Annotated in this window: 14 protein-coding genes; 11 read left to right on the plus strand and 3 right to left on the minus strand. The window is 57.9% G+C overall.

What is annotated here, in order from left to right:
- Positions 1–36 precede the first annotated feature (36 nt).
- Genes dapC through map form a run of 3 tightly spaced genes read right to left on the minus strand, consistent with a single transcriptional unit; the run spans position 37 to position 4,810 of the window.
- Positions 37–1,236: a succinyldiaminopimelate transaminase gene (dapC, locus tag ABH912_RS26495; protein WP_033056304.1), complete on the minus strand. Its 1,200-nt coding sequence runs from the start codon at positions 1,234–1,236 to the stop codon at positions 37–39.
- Between the two features lie 43 nt (positions 1,237–1,279).
- Entirely contained in the window at positions 1,280–3,982 is a 2,703-nt protein-coding gene (locus ABH912_RS26500; protein WP_033056303.1) for a [protein-PII] uridylyltransferase, read from the minus strand.
- 45 nt (positions 3,983–4,027) lie between these two features.
- Entirely contained in the window at positions 4,028–4,810 is a 783-nt protein-coding gene (map, locus tag ABH912_RS26505; protein ID WP_008146676.1) for a type I methionyl aminopeptidase, read from the minus strand.
- A gap of 373 nt (positions 4,811–5,183) precedes the next feature.
- Between map and rpsB the strand changes: the two genes are divergently transcribed.
- The 11 genes from rpsB to lpxD all read left to right on the plus strand — a co-directional run bounded on the left by rpsB (position 5,184) and on the right by lpxD (position 16,724).
- Entirely contained in the window at positions 5,184–5,921 is a 738-nt protein-coding gene (gene rpsB, locus ABH912_RS26510; protein ID WP_003219330.1) for a 30S ribosomal protein S2, read from the plus strand.
- A 192-nt stretch (positions 5,922–6,113) separates the two neighbouring features.
- Entirely contained in the window at positions 6,114–6,977 is an 864-nt protein-coding gene (gene tsf / locus ABH912_RS26515; RefSeq protein ID WP_033056302.1) for a translation elongation factor Ts, read from the plus strand.
- A gap of 209 nt (positions 6,978–7,186) precedes the next feature.
- Complete coding sequence (gene pyrH, locus ABH912_RS26520; RefSeq protein WP_003172271.1) at positions 7,187–7,930, plus strand: UMP kinase; 744 nt, start codon at positions 7,187–7,189, stop codon at positions 7,928–7,930.
- Entirely contained in the window at positions 7,927–8,484 is a 558-nt protein-coding gene (gene frr, locus ABH912_RS26525) for a ribosome recycling factor (protein ID WP_033056300.1), read from the plus strand. Before pyrH ends, frr begins: the two co-directional genes overlap by 4 nt.
- 13 nt (positions 8,485–8,497) lie before the next feature.
- Complete coding sequence (gene uppS / locus ABH912_RS26530) at positions 8,498–9,253, plus strand: polyprenyl diphosphate synthase (protein WP_429511987.1); 756 nt, start codon at positions 8,498–8,500, stop codon at positions 9,251–9,253.
- Positions 9,253–10,059 (plus strand): phosphatidate cytidylyltransferase, encoded by an 807-nt coding sequence (locus ABH912_RS26535; protein ID WP_033056296.1) that lies wholly within the window; start codon positions 9,253–9,255, stop codon positions 10,057–10,059. The genes uppS and ABH912_RS26535 overlap by 1 nt, the downstream gene beginning before the upstream one ends.
- Positions 10,056–11,246 carry a 1-deoxy-D-xylulose-5-phosphate reductoisomerase gene (gene ispC, locus ABH912_RS26540; protein ID WP_429511989.1) on the plus strand — a complete coding sequence of 397 codons (1,191 nt, stop codon included), beginning with the start codon at positions 10,056–10,058 and terminating at the stop codon, positions 11,244–11,246. Before ABH912_RS26535 ends, ispC begins: the two co-directional genes overlap by 4 nt.
- Before the next feature lie 53 nt (positions 11,247–11,299).
- A complete protein-coding gene (gene rseP / locus ABH912_RS26545; RefSeq protein ID WP_429511990.1) occupies positions 11,300–12,652 on the plus strand; it encodes a sigma E protease regulator RseP in 1,353 nt (450 codons plus the stop codon).
- Between the two features lie 74 nt (positions 12,653–12,726).
- A complete protein-coding gene (gene bamA / locus ABH912_RS26550; RefSeq protein ID WP_033056292.1) occupies positions 12,727–15,117 on the plus strand; it encodes an outer membrane protein assembly factor BamA in 2,391 nt (796 codons plus the stop codon).
- A gap of 45 nt (positions 15,118–15,162) precedes the next feature.
- On the plus strand, positions 15,163–15,666 hold the full coding sequence (locus ABH912_RS26555; protein ID WP_010462812.1) for an OmpH family outer membrane protein: 504 nt from the start codon (positions 15,163–15,165) through the stop codon (positions 15,664–15,666).
- A gap of 2 nt (positions 15,667–15,668) precedes the next feature.
- Positions 15,669–16,724 carry a UDP-3-O-(3-hydroxymyristoyl)glucosamine N-acyltransferase gene (gene lpxD, locus ABH912_RS26560; RefSeq protein ID WP_033056290.1) on the plus strand — a complete coding sequence of 352 codons (1,056 nt, stop codon included), beginning with the start codon at positions 15,669–15,671 and terminating at the stop codon, positions 16,722–16,724.
- Positions 16,725–16,749 lie beyond the last annotated feature (25 nt).

Below are 16,749 nucleotides of genomic sequence, written 5' to 3' on the forward strand. Positions count from 1 at the left end.
TGCCCGCACTGCGTTGCACAGTGCGGGCAGGAATATTTACTTGTTGCGGATAATAAATTCGCGAATTCTCTTGGCCGCTTCTACACATTCGGCCAGCGGCGCGACCAGTGCCATGCGCACGCGTCCGGCGCCCGGATTGGAGCCATCAACTTCACGAGACAGATAAGAACCCGGCACCACGGTCACGTGTTCTTCCACAAACAGATCACGGCAGAACGCCTCATCGTCGCCTTCAACATTTGGCCACAGGTAGAAACCGCCATCTGGACGCTGCACGTCCATCACCGGACCAAGGATTTCCAACACTGCATCGTATTTCTCGCGATACAGCGCACGGTTGGCACGTACATGCACTTCGTCATTCCACGCGGCAACACTGGCCAGTTGGGTCTGAACCGGCATCGCGCAGCCGTGGTAGGTGCGATACAGCAGGAAGCCCTTGAGGATGTCCGCATCACCGGCCACGAAGCCTGAACGCAGGCCAGGCAGGTTGGAACGCTTGGACAGACTGTGGAACACCACGCAGCGCTTGAAGTCCTTGCGGCCCAGTTCCACACAGGCGCTGAGCAGGCCGGCCGGCGGGGTTTGTTCGTCGAAGTACAGTTCGCTGTAGCACTCGTCGGCGGCGATCACGAAGTCGTATTCGTCGGCCAGGGCGACCAGCTTCTTCAGGGTTTCGACCGGGATCAGTGCGCCGGTCGGGTTGCCCGGCGAGCACAGGAACAGGATCTGGCAGCGTTTCCAGATGTCTGGGGAAACGGCGTCGAAGTCCGGGTTGAAGCCGTTTTCGTCCAGGCATGGCAGGTAATGCGGCTTGGCCCCGGCGAGGAACGCTGCGCCTTCATAGATCTGATAGAACGGATTCGGGCTGACTACCAGTGCATCGTCGCCACGGTTGACTACGGTCTGGGTGAAGGCGAACAGCGCTTCACGAGTGCCGTTGACCGGCAGCACATTGCGTGCCGGGTCGAGCCAGCCGTTCGGAACGCTGAAACGACGTTCGCACCACGCCGCGATGGCTTCACGCAGGGCCGGAATGCCGAGGGTGGTCGGGTACACGGCCATCTTATCCAGATTGCTTGCCAGGGCTTCGGCGACAAAGCTTGGCGAACGGTGTTTCGGCTCGCCGATGGACAGCGCAATGGCACGCTTTTCCGGGTTTGGCGTGACGCTGCCGAGCAGGGCGCGGAGCTTCTCGAACGGGTAGGGCTGCAACTGGTTCAGAGCGTTGTTCATCGGTACGGGGTCTCGTTCAAAGCGGCTGAATCCTGACGCGCAATCAGATACTGATGCGCGACAGTTTGATATCGGGTTCGTTACTGACGGTCAGCTGTTCGACGATTGCATCCTGCAAGCGGCTGCACAGCAAGGGGTCGGACAACGGCTGGTTGTTCGCGTCGGTGATGAAGAACACGTCTTCCACGCGCTCGCCGAGGGTGGCGATCTTGGCGTTCTGTAGCGACAAGTCGAACTCCAGGAAGATCGTGCCGATGCGTGCCAGCAGGCCCGGGCGGTCGGGGGCGCTGAGTTCCAGCACGGTCACCGGACGCTGGGCGTCATTGTGGATCGTCACCTGTGGCGCAAACGCGAAATGCTTGAGCTGGCGCGGTACCCGCCGCTGAATGATGGTCGGGTAGTCGTCCGGGTTGCGCAGGGCCTCGGTCAGGCCTTCGCGAATCTGTTTGACCCGCGCCGGGTTATCGCCGATCGAGTCGCCGTCGGTGTCGAGCACGATGTAGGTGTCGAGCGTGAACTGGCTGCTGGAGGTGATGACCCGGGCGTCGTGAATGTTCAGGTTGAGCTGGTCCATTGCCGCCACGGTCACCGCGAAAAAGTCGTGCTGATCCGGCGCATAGATAAAGATCTGCGTGCCGCCTTCGAACTCGCGCTGGGTGGTTTCCTTGATCAGCACCAGCGGCCCGCCGTCGGCCGGCTGCTGAAGGATCGCGTCGCTGTGCCAGGCCACGTCACCGGCGGTGTGGCGCAGGAAATAGTCATCGCCCAATTGCGACCACAATTGCTCGACGTCGTCCGGGTCGGTACCGCCGCGTACCAGAATGTCCAGTGCTGCGCTTTGGGTCTGGCGGATCTGCTCTTCGCGATCGACCGGGTTTTCCAGGCCACGGCGCAAGGCACGCTTGGTCTCGGTGTAGAGCTGGCGCAACAGGCTGGCGCGCCAGGAATTCCACAGCGTCGGGTTGGTGGCGTTGATGTCGGCGACGGTCAGCACGTACAGATAATCGAGGTGGGTTTCGTCGCCGACGATCTGCGCGAAATCGTGGATGACCTGCGGGTCGGACAAGTCCTTGCGCTGGGCAGTGGTCGACATCACCAAATGGTTCTGCACCAGCCAGACGATCAGGCGGCTGTCCCACACCGGCAACTGATGGCGCTGGCAAAAGGCTTCGGCATCCACGGCACCGATTTCCGAGTGATCGCCATGCCGGCCCTTGCCGATGTCGTGGTACAGACCGGCCAGGTAGATCAGCTCGGGTTTGGGCAGTTTGCCCATGAGCTTGCTGGCCAGCGGGAATTTTTCCGACACCTGGGTGTACTGCAACTTACGCAGATGTTTGATCAGGTTCAGGGTGTGAGCATCGACCGTATAGATGTGAAACAGGTCGTGCTGCATCTGCCCGACAATGAAGCCGAACTCCGGCAAGTAGCGCCCGAGGATGCCGTAACGGTTCATCCGTCGCAGGTTGCGGTGGATGCCGATCTTGCACTTGAACAGTTCGATGAACAGGCTGGTGTTGCGAATGTCGTTGCGGAAATCATCGTCGATCAAGTGACGGTGCTCGCGCAGCAGACGAATGGTGTCGGCGCGCACGCCCTTGATTTCCGGCTGCTGCGCCATCAGCACGAAGATCTCGAGCATGGCGAACGGTGTGCGGCGGAACACGTTGTCGTTGCGCGCTTCGATGTAGCCGTCGTGCAACTGGAATCGCGAGTTGATCGGCTGCGGCGTCGCTTGGTCTTCCGGCGCGAGGATGACTTCCTCGAAGTGCTGGATGATCAGGTCGCTGAGCTGGGCAATGCTCATGACCACGCGGTAATACTGCTGCATGAAGTTTTCGATGGCTTGCTTGGCGTCATCGCCTTTGAAGCCCAGCAGCCCGGCAATGGTGCGCTGGTGATCAAACAGCAAGCGGTCTTCGGAACGGCCGGCGAGCATGTGCAGGGCGTAACGAACTTTCCACAGGAATTCCTGGGAGGAGGCCAGCAGGGCGTTTTCGCTTTCGACCAGGAAACCTTCACCGGCCAGGGCCCGCAGGTTCAGGGTGCCGTATTCACGACGGGCCACCCACAGAATCGTCTGAATATCCCGTAGGCCGCCGGGCGAGCCTTTGACGTTGGGTTCCAGGTTGTATTCGGTGTCGTTGTACTTGTGGTGACGGGCTTTCTGCTCGGCGCGTTTGGCCAGGAAGAAGTCCTTGCTCGGCCACATGTGCGCGGTGCTGGTGACGTCCAGCATGCGCTGGCGCAAGCGCTCGGGGCCGCAGATGGTACGGCTTTCCATCAGGTTGGTGACGACTGTCAAGTCGGCGCGGGCCTCAACGGCGCATTCGTCCACCGAACGCACGCTCTGGCCGACTTCCAGGCCGATGTCCCACAGCAGCGTCAGAAAACGCTCGATGGAGTCGCGGAAAACTTCGTGATCGGCGCTGTCCAGCAGGATCAGCAAATCGATGTCGGAATAAGGGTGCAACTCACCGCGACCGTAGCCGCCGACCGCGACCAGCGCGATGTCGGCTTCGGAACTCAAGCTGAACTGCTCCCAGGCCTTTTGCAGGATGTTATCGACGAACCAGGCGCGATCCTCGATCAGCCGGCGAATGTCGCGGCCGCTGCGGAAGCGCTCGTCGAGCACCTCGCGGGCCTGGCGAATCGCCTTCTTGAAGGCCGCGATCGGGCTTGCCTTCAGGGCCAGTTCAGCCTGGAACTGGCCACGGTCGAAGAGTTCGGGATCCACCTGCGGCATCGATTGGCTTTCCTGTCTATAAGGCTGAGGAGCTGCGCGCCCGGATCAGGCCGAAACGCGCGGGATGGTGTCGTCGGCGCGGAGGGTGAAGATCTCGTAACCGGTTTCGGTTACCAGCAGGGTGTGTTCCCACTGTGCCGACAGCTTGCGGTCCTTGGTGATCGCGGTCCAGCCGTCGCCCAATACCTTGGTGTCGGCCTTGCCCTGGTTGATCATCGGCTCGATGGTGAACGTCATGCCGGCTTTCAGTTCCATACCAGTGCCCGCACGGCCGTAGTGCAGGATCTGCGGCTCTTCGTGGAACACCTTGCCGATGCCGTGACCACAGAATTCGCGAACCACGGAAAAACCGTTCTTTTCAGCGTGCTTCTGGATGACTTCACCGATATCGCCGAGACGGCAGCCGGGTTTGACGATCTCGATCGCCTTGTACATGCATTCCTGAGTCACTTGCGACAGGCGCTCGGCCCAGACCGGCACGGTGCCGACGTGGAACATGCGGCTGGTGTCGCCGTGGTAGCCGTCCTTGATGACGGTGACGTCGATGTTCAGCGTGTCGCCATCCTTCAATGGCTTCTCGTTCGGAATGCCGTGGCAGACCACGTGGTTGATCGAGGTGCAGATCGACTTCGGGAAGCCCTTGTAGTTGAGCGGGGCAGGGATGGCTTTCTGCTCGTTGACGATGTAGTCGTGGCAGATGCGGTCCAGTTCTTCAGTGGTAATGCCCGGCTTGACATGTTCGGCAATCATTTCCAGCACATCGGCGGCCAGTTTGCCGGCGATGCGCATTTTTGCGATGTCCTCTGGGGTTTTGAGGGTGACGGTCATACAGGCTCTCTCTGCGCTCGATGGCGCCTTCTAAAACGGAATGGGCGTTGCGCGATCGATCTTCGCGGCCCTGAAAAACGCGATTCTAACAGACGAGCCGCGCAAATCTGAGCCTCTGTGCATCGCTTCTCCTTATAGAATGGCGCATTCTTGGAGGATTCCAAGGGGCGGAACCAAGGCGCGCGCCAGGATTTAACAATCCGGGTTCCGTTTTTTTCAGCCTTGTGATATAAAATGCGCCGCTTTCCGGGGATCCCCTGAAAAGCCTAAATCCACACACGTGTCGACACGATGACCTGGGTGCCTTCAGCTGATGCTGCTGGTTGGTCATTGGGATACGTGGAGGCCAAACCCGACTTATTAAGGAACTATCATGTCCCAAGTCAACATGCGCGATATGCTGAAGGCCGGTGTGCACTTCGGTCACCAGACCCGTTACTGGAACCCGAAAATGGGTAAATACATTTTCGGCGCGCGTAACAAGATCCACATCATCAACCTTGAAAAAACCCTGCCAATGTTCAACGAAGCTCTGACTTTCGTAGAGCGTCTGGCCCAGGGCAAAAACAAGATTCTGTTCGTCGGCACCAAGCGTTCCGCTGGCAAGATCGTTGCTGAAGAAGCAGCACGTTGCGGTTCGCCGTACGTCGATCACCGCTGGTTGGGCGGCATGCTGACCAACTTCAAAACCATCCGTGCTTCCATCAAGCGTCTGCGTGACCTTGAAGTGCAAGCCGAAGACGGTACTTTCGCCAAGCTGACCAAGAAAGAAGCGCTGATGCGCACTCGCGATCTTGAGAAGCTCGATCGTTCCCTGGGTGGTATCAAGGACATGGGCGGTCTGCCAGACGCACTGTTCGTTATCGACGTTGATCACGAGCGCATCGCGATCACCGAAGCCAACAAGCTGGGCATCCCGGTTATCGGCGTAGTCGATACCAACAGCAGCCCGGAAGGCGTTGACTACATCATCCCAGGCAACGATGACGCAATCCGCGCTATCCAGCTGTACATGGGTTCGATGGCTGACGCTGTAATCCGCGGTCGCAACCACGTTGCTGGCGGCACCGAGCAGTTCGTTGAAGAAGCTCCGGTAGCAGCAGCTGAGTAATTGACGCCTTGGCGTTGACTCAGTAAGCAAAAAGGGGGCTTGGCCCCCTTTTTGCCACCTTGAAAACCGTTTGTCGGCAGCGCAGTTACAGCCTTTGTAACCTGCAGCAGCCAGCAAGGGTGATTCGGGAAGAATTGATCGCCCGTTCGATCGGGTGGAATGGTTGAAAACCTATCCAAGAGGAATTTTGAAATGGCAGAGATTACTGCAGCGTTGGTCAAAGAACTGCGCGAGCGTACTGGCGAAGGCATGATGGACTGCAAAAAGGCCTTGACCAAGGCTGGCGGCGACATCGAAAAAGCCATTGATGACATGCGTGCTTCGGGCGCCATCAAGGCTGCCAAGAAAGCTGGCAACGTTGCCGCTGAAGGCGCTATCGCTCTTAAAGAAGACGGTAAATCCGCCGTTCTGCTGGAAGTGAACTCGCAGACCGACTTCCTGGCTCTGCAGGACGACTTCAAGGCATTTGTCGCTTCCAGCGTTGAAAAAGCGTTCGCTGACAAACTGACTGACGTTGCTCCGCTGATCGCAGCTCAAGAAGCCGATCGCCTGGTTCTGGTCGGCAAGGTTGGCGAAAACGTCAACATCCGTCGCCTGGCTCGCGTTGAAGGTGATGTTGTTGGTGGTTACCTGCACGGCAACAAGATCGGTGTTGTGGTTGCCCTTAAAGGCGGCAGCGTTGAGCTGGCCAAAGACATCGCCATGCACGTAGCGGCGACCAACCCTGAATTCCTGCTGCCATCGGAAGTTTCCGCTGAAGCGGTAGAGCGTGAGAAAGGCGTGTTCCTGACCCTCAACGCTGACAAGATCGCTGGCAAGCCAGAAAACATTGTTGAAAACATGGTCAAAGGCCGTATCAGCAAGTTCCTGGCTGAAGCAAGCCTGGTTGAGCAGGCGTTCGTCAAGAACCCTGAAATCAAGGTTGGCGAACTGGCCAAGAAAGCCGGTGCAGAAATCGTTTCCTTCACCTACTTCAAAGTAGGTGATGGTATCGAGAAGCCGGTCGACAACTTCGCTGAAGAAGTTGCTGCCCAGCTGGCTGCCGCCAAGCAATAAGACGGTTTTTAACTGTCGCCCTGAAGAGGCTGCCCGCTCACGCGCGCAGCCTCTTTTCAGATGGGGCACCAATTTTTAATTGGTTTCCCTTTGGAACTGGCTTACAAAGCCATGTTCCGATGGCGCTGAAGCAGCGCCAAGTTAGAGTGAACGCCAGCTGTAAACAGCTCGCAAAGAATTTTTAAAATACGCCGCAGGAGAGATTCGCAATGGCTCAGCAGGGCAGTGGTTATCAGGCTCGCTATAAACGCATTCTACTCAAGCTTAGCGGCGAGGCCCTGATGGGCTCGGAAGAGTTCGGGATCGATCCGAAAGTTCTGGATCGCATGGCGCTGGAAGTCGGCCAACTGGTCGGCATCGGTGTTCAGGTCGGTCTGGTGATCGGCGGCGGCAACCTGTTCCGCGGTGCAGCGCTGAGCGCGGCCGGCATGGATCGGGTCACTGGCGACCACATGGGCATGCTGGCCACTGTGATGAACGCCCTGGCCATGCGCGATGCGCTGGAACGTGCCAATATCTCGGCCATCGTGATGTCGGCCATTTCCATGGTTGGCGTAACCGATCACTATGATCGCCGCAAAGCCATGCGCCACTTGAACGCCAAGGAAGTCGTGATTTTCGCGGCCGGTACCGGCAATCCGTTCTTCACCACGGATTCGGCAGCGTGCTTGCGTGCAATCGAAATCGATGCCGATGTCGTGCTCAAGGCGACCAAGGTCGATGGCGTCTACACCGCTGACCCATTCAAAGACCCGCATGCCGAGAAGTTCGATCATCTGACTTACGATGAAGTGCTGGATCGCAAGCTGGGCGTGATGGATCTGACTGCTATTTGCCTGTGCCGCGACCACAAGATGCCGTTGCGCGTATTTAACATGAACAAGCCCGGCGCCCTGCTGAATATCGTACATGGCGGCGCTGAAGGGACCCTGATCGAGGAAGGCCAACAATGATCAACGAAATCAAGAAAGACGCTAAAGAGCGTATGCAGAAATCCGTCGAATCGCTGATGCACAACTTCGGCCGTATTCGTACTGGCCAGGCGCACCCAAGCATTCTGGAAGGTGTGATGGTGCCGTATTACGGTTCTGACACCCCGATCAAACAGGTGGCGAACATCACCGTCAAAGACGCCCGTACCCTGCAAGTCGTTGCCTTTGAGCGCAACATGCTGGGTGCCGTCGACAAAGCCATCGGTAGCGCGGGTCTGAACCTCAACCCGACCAACCTGGGTGAATTGCTGCTGATCTCCATGCCGGCCCTGACCGAAGAAACCCGTAAGGGCTTCACCAAGCAGGCTCGCGATGTCGCAGAAGATGCCCGTGTTGCGGTGCGCAACATCCGTCGTGATGCGAACAGCCAGCTCAAGGATCTGGTCAAGGAAAAAGAAATCAGCGAAGACGAAGAGCGCCGCGCCACTGGCGAGATCGATGATCTGACCAAAAAGTTCGTGGCTGAAATCGACGCGAATCTGGCGCAGAAAGAAAAAGACCTGATGGCCGTATAAGGGTCACGTTTTCATGGAAAAGACCAAGCAGACTGCGCCGTCCGCGGTGCCGCGCCATGTCGCGATCATCATGGATGGTAATAATCGCTGGGCGAAAAAGCGCTTTATGCCGGGTGTCGCCGGTCATAAAGCGGGCGTGGATGCGGTTCGTGCGGTAATCGAAGTGTGTGCTGAGGCCGGGGTCGAAGTGTTGACCCTGTTCGCCTTCTCCAGCGAGAACTGGCAGCGCCCGGCTGACGAAGTCAGCGCCTTGATGGATCTGTTCTTCAAGGCATTGCGTCGCGAGGCCAAGCGCCTGAACGAAAACAACATCAGTTTGCGCATCATTGGCGACCGTTCACGCTTTCATCCAGAGCTTCAGGCTGCCATGCGTGAAGCTGAGGCAATGACGGCGGGCGCCAATCGCTTCGTTCTGCAGATCGCTGCCAACTATGGCGGGCAGTGGGATATCGCGCAGGCCGCACAGCGTCTGGCTCGTGAAGTTCAGGCCGGGCACCTGCGTCCGGAAGACATTACCCCGGAACTGTTGCAAACCTGTCTGGCTACCGGCGATTTGCCGTTGCCGGACTTGTGCATCCGTACCGGTGGCGAGCACCGCATCAGTAACTTCCTGCTGTGGCAACTGGCTTACGCCGAGTTGTACTTCTCCGACCTGTTCTGGCCGGACTTCAAACACGATGCCATGCGTACCGCGCTGGCCGATTTTGCTTCTCGGCAGCGCCGCTTCGGTAAAACGAGCGAGCAGGTCGAGGCTGGAGCCCGGGTTTAATGCTTAAACAACGAATCATCACTGCGCTGATCCTGCTGCCGATCGCCTTGTGCGGGTTTTTCCTGCTCGAAGGCACCGGTTTTGCGCTGTTCATCGGGCTGGTTGTGACCCTCGGTGCATGGGAGTGGGCTCGCCTGGCGGGCTTCACTGAGCAGCCGATTCGCGTTGGCTTTGCGGCTGTGGTCGCGTTGATGCTGTTTGTCATGCATATCGTGCCTGGGCTCGCGCCTTGGGTGTTGGGTGCTTCGGTGCTTTGGTGGGGTGTTGCAACCTATCTGGTGCTGACTTATCCGCGTTCCAGCGAACTCTGGTCCAGCGCTGCCTGCAAACTGGTGATCGGTCTGCTGATCCTGCTGCCCGCGTGGCAAGGTCTGGTTCAGATCAAGCAGGAGCTTTTGGGCAACTGGCTGATCATGGCGGTGATGGTGCTGGTCTGGGGTGCTGATATCGGTGCTTACTTCTCTGGCCGGGCCTTTGGCAAGCGCAAGCTGGCGCCACAGGTCAGTCCCGGCAAAAGCTGGGAGGGCGTCTACGGCGGCCTCGCGGTGAGTCTGGTCATTACTGTCATTGTCAGTCTGGTTCGAGACTGGACGGTGGCGCAGTTGTTCAAAGGTCTGATGGGGGCAGCCATCATCGTGTTCATCTCGGTGGTAGGTGATCTGACAGAAAGCATGTTCAAGCGTCAGTCCGGGATCAAGGACAGCAGTAACCTGCTGCCGGGGCACGGCGGCGTGCTGGACCGAATCGACAGCCTGACTGCAGCGATTCCAGTGTTTGCTGTACTGCTGTGGATGGCGGCACCGTGAGCCGCCCGCAGCAGATTACTGTCCTGGGAGCGACCGGTTCGATTGGTCTGAGCACGCTTGATGTCATCGCTCGCCATCCCGAGCGTTATCAGGTTTTCGCCTTGAGCGGTTTCACCCGTCTGAGCGAGCTGTTGGCGCTGTGTGTTCGCCATACGCCACGGTTCGCCGTGGTGCCTGAGGCGGGCGCTGCCCGAGGCTTGCAGGACGACTTGCGCGCCGCAGGCCTGACGACCCGCGTGCTGGTGGGGGAGGAGGGCCTGTGTCAGGTTGCTTCCGATCCTGAGGTCGATGCGGTCATGGCGGCCATCGTTGGCGCTGCGGGCTTGCGACCGACTCTGGCGGCGGTCGAAGCCAGCAAGAAAATCCTCCTGGCCAACAAAGAAGCACTGGTGATGTCCGGTGCGCTGTTCATGCAGGCGGTGCGCAAGAGTGGTTCGGTGCTGCTGCCGATCGACAGCGAGCACAACGCGATTTTCCAGTGCATGCCACAGGATTTCGCTCGTGGGCTGAGTGCCGTCGGGGTGCGTCGGATTTTACTCACGGCCTCTGGCGGTCCGTTCCGACAGACACCTATGGCTGAACTGGTGCATGTTTCTCCTGAGCAAGCGTGTGCCCATCCGAACTGGTCCATGGGGCGCAAGATTTCGGTGGATTCGGCCAGCATGATGAACAAGGGGCTGGAGTTAATCGAAGCCTGCTGGCTGTTTGATGCCAAGCCGTCCCAGGTCGAAGTGGTGATTCATCCTCAAAGCGTGATTCATTCGCTGGTCGATTACATCGACGGTTCGGTATTGGCCCAGTTAGGTAATCCTGACATGCGCACGCCGATTGCCAACGCGTTGGCCTGGCCGGAGCGGATCGATTCGGGTGTTGCGCCGCTGGACCTGTTTGCAATTGCGCGGCTGGACTTCCAAGCGCCTGATGAAGAACGATTCCCGTGCCTGCGCCTTGCGCGTCAGGCAGCCGAATCCGGTAATAGTGCGCCGGCCATGCTTAATGCGGCGAATGAAGTGGCGGTCGCGGCCTTTCTCGACGGGCGGGTTCGCTACCCGGAAATCGCGAGTATCATCGAAGAAGTGTTGAATCTCGAGCCCGTGGTTGCGGTTGACGATCTCGAGGCAGTGTTCACGGCCGACGCGAAGGCGCGAGTACTGGCCGAACAATGGTTGAGTCGTCACGGGCGGTAAGTGCTGCAATACGTTGACCCATGCGGCACTGGACAGGATTGCGGAGAAAGTAGATGAGCGCGCTCTATATGATTGTCGGCACCCTGGTGGCTTTGGGTGTGCTGGTCACCTTCCACGAATTCGGCCATTTTTGGGTCGCACGTCGCTGTGGGGTCAAAGTGCTGCGTTTCTCCGTGGGCTTCGGTATGCCGTTGCTGCGCTGGCACGACAAGAAAGGCACTGAGTTCGTCGTCGCCGCGATCCCGCTGGGCGGTTACGTGAAAATGCTCGACGAGCGCGAAGGTGAAGTGCCCGCCGATCAGCTTGATCAATCCTTTAATCGCAAATCCGTCCGCCAGCGCATCGCTATCGTATCGGCGGGTCCGATTGCCAACTTTTTACTGGCGATGATTTTTTTCTGGGTGCTCGCCATGCTCGGCAGCGAGCAAGTGCGTCCGGTCATTGGTGCTGTCGAATCCGGCAGTATCGCCGCCAAGGCTGGTTTGATCGCGGGTCAGGAAATCATTGCCATTGATGGCGAGCCAACTACCGGCTGGGCCGCGGTGAACCTGCAGTTGGTCCGTCGTCTTGGGGAGAGCGGTTCCCTGCAGTTGCTGGTCCGTGACCAGGGTTCCACAGTGGATTCGCCCCGTGAGCTGATGCTGGATAAATGGCTCAAGGGTGCCGATGAGCCGGATCCGATTCGTTCGCTGGGTTTGCGCCCTTGGCGTCCGGCGCTGCCGCCGGTCCTGGCCGAACTTGATCCGAAAGGCCCGGCACAGGCTGCTGGCTTGAAGACCGGTGACCGACTGTTGGCGCTGGACGGCAAGTCGCTTGATGACTGGCAACAGGTGGTGGACACGGTCCGTATGCACCCTGATACCAAAATCATGCTGCGCGTCGAGCGCGATGGTGCTCAAATCGACGTCCCTGTGACGCTGGCCGCTCGCGGCGAGAAGAAGGCACCCAGTGGTTATCTGGGGGCTGGGGTGAAGGCCGTTGATTGGCCGCCAGAGATGATTCGCGAAGTGAGTTATGGTCCTGTGGCAGCGATTGGGGAGGGTGCTCGACGCACCTGGACCATGAGCGTACTGACCCTCGATTCGCTCAAGAAAATGTTGTTCGGTGAGCTCTCGGTAAAAAACTTGAGTGGACCGATAACCATTGCTAAAGTGGCGGGCGCTTCTGCCCAGTCGGGTGTCGCTGATTTCCTGAATTTCCTTGCTTATCTGAGTATTAGCTTGGGGGTTCTGAATTTGTTGCCCATTCCTGTACTGGATGGGGGGCATTTGTTGTTTTATCTGATCGAGTGGGCGCGTGGTCGCCCCTTGTCGGATCGGGTGCAGGGTTGGGGGATACAGATCGGTATCAGTTTGGTGATCGGGGTGATGTTGCTTGCTCTTGTCAATGATCTGGGTCGACTGTAACGCTTCGCTGAATTGCGAATCTGCCGCATTTTGCGGCAGTTTGTTTATTGCCAGTTGGAATAAGAAAGGACTTCATGAAACGTCTGCTGCTAACTGCGGTTCTCACCGTATTGATGATCGCCGAAGTTCACGCCGAGTCCTTCACTATCTCTGATATTCGCGTCAATGGCCTCCAGCGGGTCTCCGCGGGTAGCGTCTTTGGTGCTTTGCCGTTGAACGTCGGTGAACAGGCGGATGATCGTCGCCTGGTGGAATCCACTCGTGCGTTGTTCAAAACCGGTTTCTTTCAAGATATCCAGCTGGGCCGCGATGGCAACGTCCTGGTCATTACTGTAGTCGAGCGTCCGTCGGTCGCCAGTATCGAGATCGAGGGTAACAAAGCGATCTCCACTGAAGACCTGATGAAAGGCCTCAAACAATCCGGTCTGGCCGAAGGCGAGATTTTCCAGCGCGCCACCCTCGAAGGTGTGCGTAACGAGCTGCAGCGCCAATACGTCGCTCAGGGTCGCTACTCGGCTACCGTCGACACTGAAGTGGTGCCGCAGCCGCGTAACCGCGTTGCGTTGAAGGTCAATATCAACGAAGGCACCGTTGCGGCTATCCAGCACATCAACGTGGTGGGTAACACCGTCTTCCCTGAAGAAGACCTGACCGACCTGTTTGAACTCAAGACTACCAACTGGCTGTCGTTCTTCAAGAACGATGACAAGTATGCTCGTGAAAAACTTTCCGGTGACCTGGAGCGTCTGCGCTCCTACTACCTGGACCGCGGCTATATCAACATGGATATCGCTTCGACCCAGGTGTCCATCACTCCGGACAAGAAGCACGTCTATATCACCGTCAACGTCAATGAAGGTGAGAAGTACACCGTCCGTGACGTCAAGCTGAGCGGCGACCTGAAAGTCCCTGAAGACCAGGTCAAGTCTCTGCTGCTGGTCCAGAAAGGCCAGGTGTTCTCGCGCAAGTTGATGACCACCACGTCCGAACTGATCACCCGCCGTCTGGGTAACGAGGGTTACACCTTCGCCAACGTCAATGGCGTGCCTCAGCCTCACGATGAAGACCATACCGTCGACATCACCTTCGCCGTCGATCCGGGCAAGCGTGCTTACGTGAACCGCATCAACTTCCGTGGCAACACCAAGTCCGAAGACGAAGTGCTGCGCCGTGAAATGCGTCAGATGGAAGGCGGCTGGGCTTCGACTTACCTGATCGACCAATCCAAGACTCGTCTTGAGCGTCTGGGCTTCTTCAAGGAAGTCAACGTCGAAACACCGGCCGTGCCGGGCGTCGACGACCAGGTAGACGTTAACTACAGCGTTGAAGAACAGGCTTCCGGTTCGATTACCGCCAGCGTTGGTTTTGCCCAGAGCGCCGGTCTGATCCTCGGTGGTTCGATCACCCAGAACAACTTCCTGGGTACGGGTAACAAGGTCAGCATCGGCTTGACCCGCAGTCAATATCAGAGCCGCTATAACTTCGGTTACGTCGACCCGTACTGGACAGCTGATGGCGTGAGCCTGGGTTACAACGCGTTCTATCGCACCACTGACTACAAAGACCTCGACGTCGACGTAGCCAGCTATGCCGTGGACAGCCTGGGTGCGGGCGTGAGCGTCGGTTACCCGATCAGCGAGACTTCGCGTCTGACCTTCGGCTTGACCGCGCAACAAGACAAGATCAAGACCGGTCAATACACCGTTGACGAGATCTTCGACTTCGTTAACAAGGAAGGCGACAGCTATCTGAACTTCAAGGCTTCGGCCGGCTGGTCCGAATCCACACTGAACAAAGGTGTATTGGCGACCCGTGGTCATTCCCAAAGCCTGACACTGGAAACCACCACGCCTGGCAGCGACCTGTCGTTCTTCAAACTTGATTACCGTGGCCAGTTGTTCCAGCCATTGTCTGAAAACTACACCATGCGCCTGCACACTGAACTGGGCTATGGCGATGGTTATGGTTCTACCGATGGCTTGCCGTTCTATGAAAACTACTATGCTGGTGGTTTCAACTCGGTTCGTGGCTTCAAGGACAGCACCCTCGGTCCTCGCAGTACTCCAAGTCGTGGCGCTGCGGTGACGGGTAACACCGGCACGCTCGCCGACCCGGACCAGGATCCGCTGCCGTTCGGTGGTAACGTTTTGATCCAGGGTGGTGTCGAGGTTCTGTTCCCGCTGCCATTCGTCAAGGATCAGCGTTCCCTGCGTACTTCGGTATTCTGGGATGTGGGTAACGTATTCGACTCCAAGTGCGATAAAACGACGAACGCAAATGTCGGTTCAACCGCTCAAACAGAATGTAACGACATCAGCCTGAGCAACATGGCCAGCTCCGTCGGCGTCGGCGTGACCTGGGTTACCGCACTGGGTCCTCTGAGCTTCGCGTTGGCCATGCCGGTCAAGAAACCGGATAACGCTGAGACTCAAGTGTTCCAATTCTCCCTCGGCCAGACGTTCTAAGCGTCTGACCCAAGATAACGACAATGGATTTTGTAGGAGTGCATCGTGCGTAAGTTGACTCAATTGGTTCTCCTGGCGACCGTACTGGTTGCAGGTCCGGCTTTTGCCGACATGAAAATCGCCGTTCTGAACTATCAGATGGCGCTGCTGGAATCCGATGCGGCCAAGAAGTACGCCGTGGATGCCGAGAAGAAGTTCGGCCCACAGCTGAGCAAGCTCAAGACTCTGGAAAGCAGTGCCAAAGGTATCCAGGACCGTCTGATGGCTGGCGGCGACAAGATGCAGCAAGGCGAGCGTGAACGCCTGGAACTCGAGTTCAAGCAAAAGGCCCGTGACTTCCAGTTCCAGTCCAAGGAATTGAACGAAGCCAAAGCCGTTGCTGACCGTGAAATGCTGAAGCAGCTCAAGCCGAAACTGGACAGCGCTGTGGAAGAAGTCATCAAGAAAGGTGCTTTTGACCTGGTCTTCGAGCGTGGCGCAGTGATTGATGTCAAGCCTCAGTACGACATCACTCGCCAGGTTATCGAGCGCATGAATCAGCTGAAGTAACCATGACAGCGACTATAAAGCTCGGCCGATTGGCCGAGTTCCTCGGCGCCACACTGCGTGGCGACCCGGAGAAAGAAATTACTGGGCTAGCCACTTTGCAAGAGGCTGGCCCAGCTCAGTTGAGCTTTCTCGCAAACCCTCAATACCGTAAATACCTGGCGGACAGCCGGGCCGCAGCCCTGTTGCTGAAGGCCGCTGACGCTGAAGGTTTTGCCGGTAATGCGCTGGTCGTGCCTGATCCGTATCTGGCCTACGCGCGGATTTCCCATCTGTTCGATCCCAAGCCAAAGGCTGCTGTCGGTGTTCATCCGACAGCCGTTGTAGCAGCGGACGCGGTGGTCGATCCAGCGGCGAGCATTGGTGCTTTTGCGGTGATCGAAAGCTGCGCGCGTATTGCTGCGGGCGTGACCGTTGGCGCGCACTGCTTCATCGGTGCCCGCTGCGAGATTGGCGAGGGCGGCTGGCTGGCCCCGCGAGTCACGCTGTACCACGATGTTCGCATCGGTAAACGGGTGGTGATTCAATCGGGTGCCGTGCTCGGTGGCGAAGGTTTCGGTTTTGCCAACGAGAAAGGTGTCTGGCAGAAGATCGCTCAGATCGGTGGTGTCCTGGTCGGTGACGACGTGGAAATTGGCGTGAATACCGCTATCGATCGCGGTGCACTGGCCGATACCGTGCTGGGTAACGGGGTGAAACTCGACAACCAGATTCAGATCGCCCACAACGTCCAGATCGGTGATCACACCGCCATGGCCGCGTGCGTGGGGATCTCCGGCAGCACCAAAATCGGCAAGCATTGCATGCTCGCCGGTGGCGTAGGGCTGGTGGGGCATATCGAAATTTGCGACAACGTTTTTATCACCGGGATGACCATGGTGACCCATTCGATTACCGAAAAGGGTTCCTATTCTTCCGGTACAGCCATGCAACCGGCAGCCGAATGGCGCAAAAGCGCGGCCCGTATCCGTCAGCTCGATGACATCGCGCGGCGTTTGCGACAGCTGGAAAAGCGTGTAGGGGAAGTGACCCCTGACGGTAATGCTTCATCAGATGGCTGATACCATTTCCATATCAAGTGTGCAC

Origin of the sequence: Pseudomonas sp. BT76 TE3572, assembly GCF_050435365.1 — a bacterium.
GTDB classification, from domain to species: domain Bacteria; phylum Pseudomonadota; class Gammaproteobacteria; order Pseudomonadales; family Pseudomonadaceae; genus Aquipseudomonas; species Aquipseudomonas fluorescens_W.

Coding starts and splice junctions, on each gene's coding strand:
- dapC (WP_033056304.1), bottom strand. CDS start 1,236: ATGAACAACGCTCTGAACCAGTTGCAGCCCTACCCGTTCGAGAAGCTC.
- ABH912_RS26500 (WP_033056303.1), bottom strand. CDS start 3,982: ATGCCGCAGGTGGATCCCGAACTCTTCGACCGTGGCCAGTTCCAGGCT.
- map (WP_008146676.1), bottom strand. CDS start 4,810: ATGACCGTCACCCTCAAAACCCCAGAGGACATCGCAAAAATGCGCATC.
- rpsB (WP_003219330.1), top strand. CDS start 5,184: ATGTCCCAAGTCAACATGCGCGATATGCTGAAGGCCGGTGTGCACTTC.
- tsf (WP_033056302.1), top strand. CDS start 6,114: ATGGCAGAGATTACTGCAGCGTTGGTCAAAGAACTGCGCGAGCGTACT.
- pyrH (WP_003172271.1), top strand. CDS start 7,187: ATGGCTCAGCAGGGCAGTGGTTATCAGGCTCGCTATAAACGCATTCTA.
- frr (WP_033056300.1), top strand. CDS start 7,927: ATGATCAACGAAATCAAGAAAGACGCTAAAGAGCGTATGCAGAAATCC.
- uppS (WP_429511987.1), top strand. CDS start 8,498: ATGGAAAAGACCAAGCAGACTGCGCCGTCCGCGGTGCCGCGCCATGTC.
- ABH912_RS26535 (WP_033056296.1), top strand. CDS start 9,253: ATGCTTAAACAACGAATCATCACTGCGCTGATCCTGCTGCCGATCGCC.
- rseP (WP_429511990.1), top strand. CDS start 11,300: ATGAGCGCGCTCTATATGATTGTCGGCACCCTGGTGGCTTTGGGTGTG.
- bamA (WP_033056292.1), top strand. CDS start 12,727: ATGAAACGTCTGCTGCTAACTGCGGTTCTCACCGTATTGATGATCGCC.
- lpxD (WP_033056290.1), top strand. CDS start 15,669: ATGACAGCGACTATAAAGCTCGGCCGATTGGCCGAGTTCCTCGGCGCC.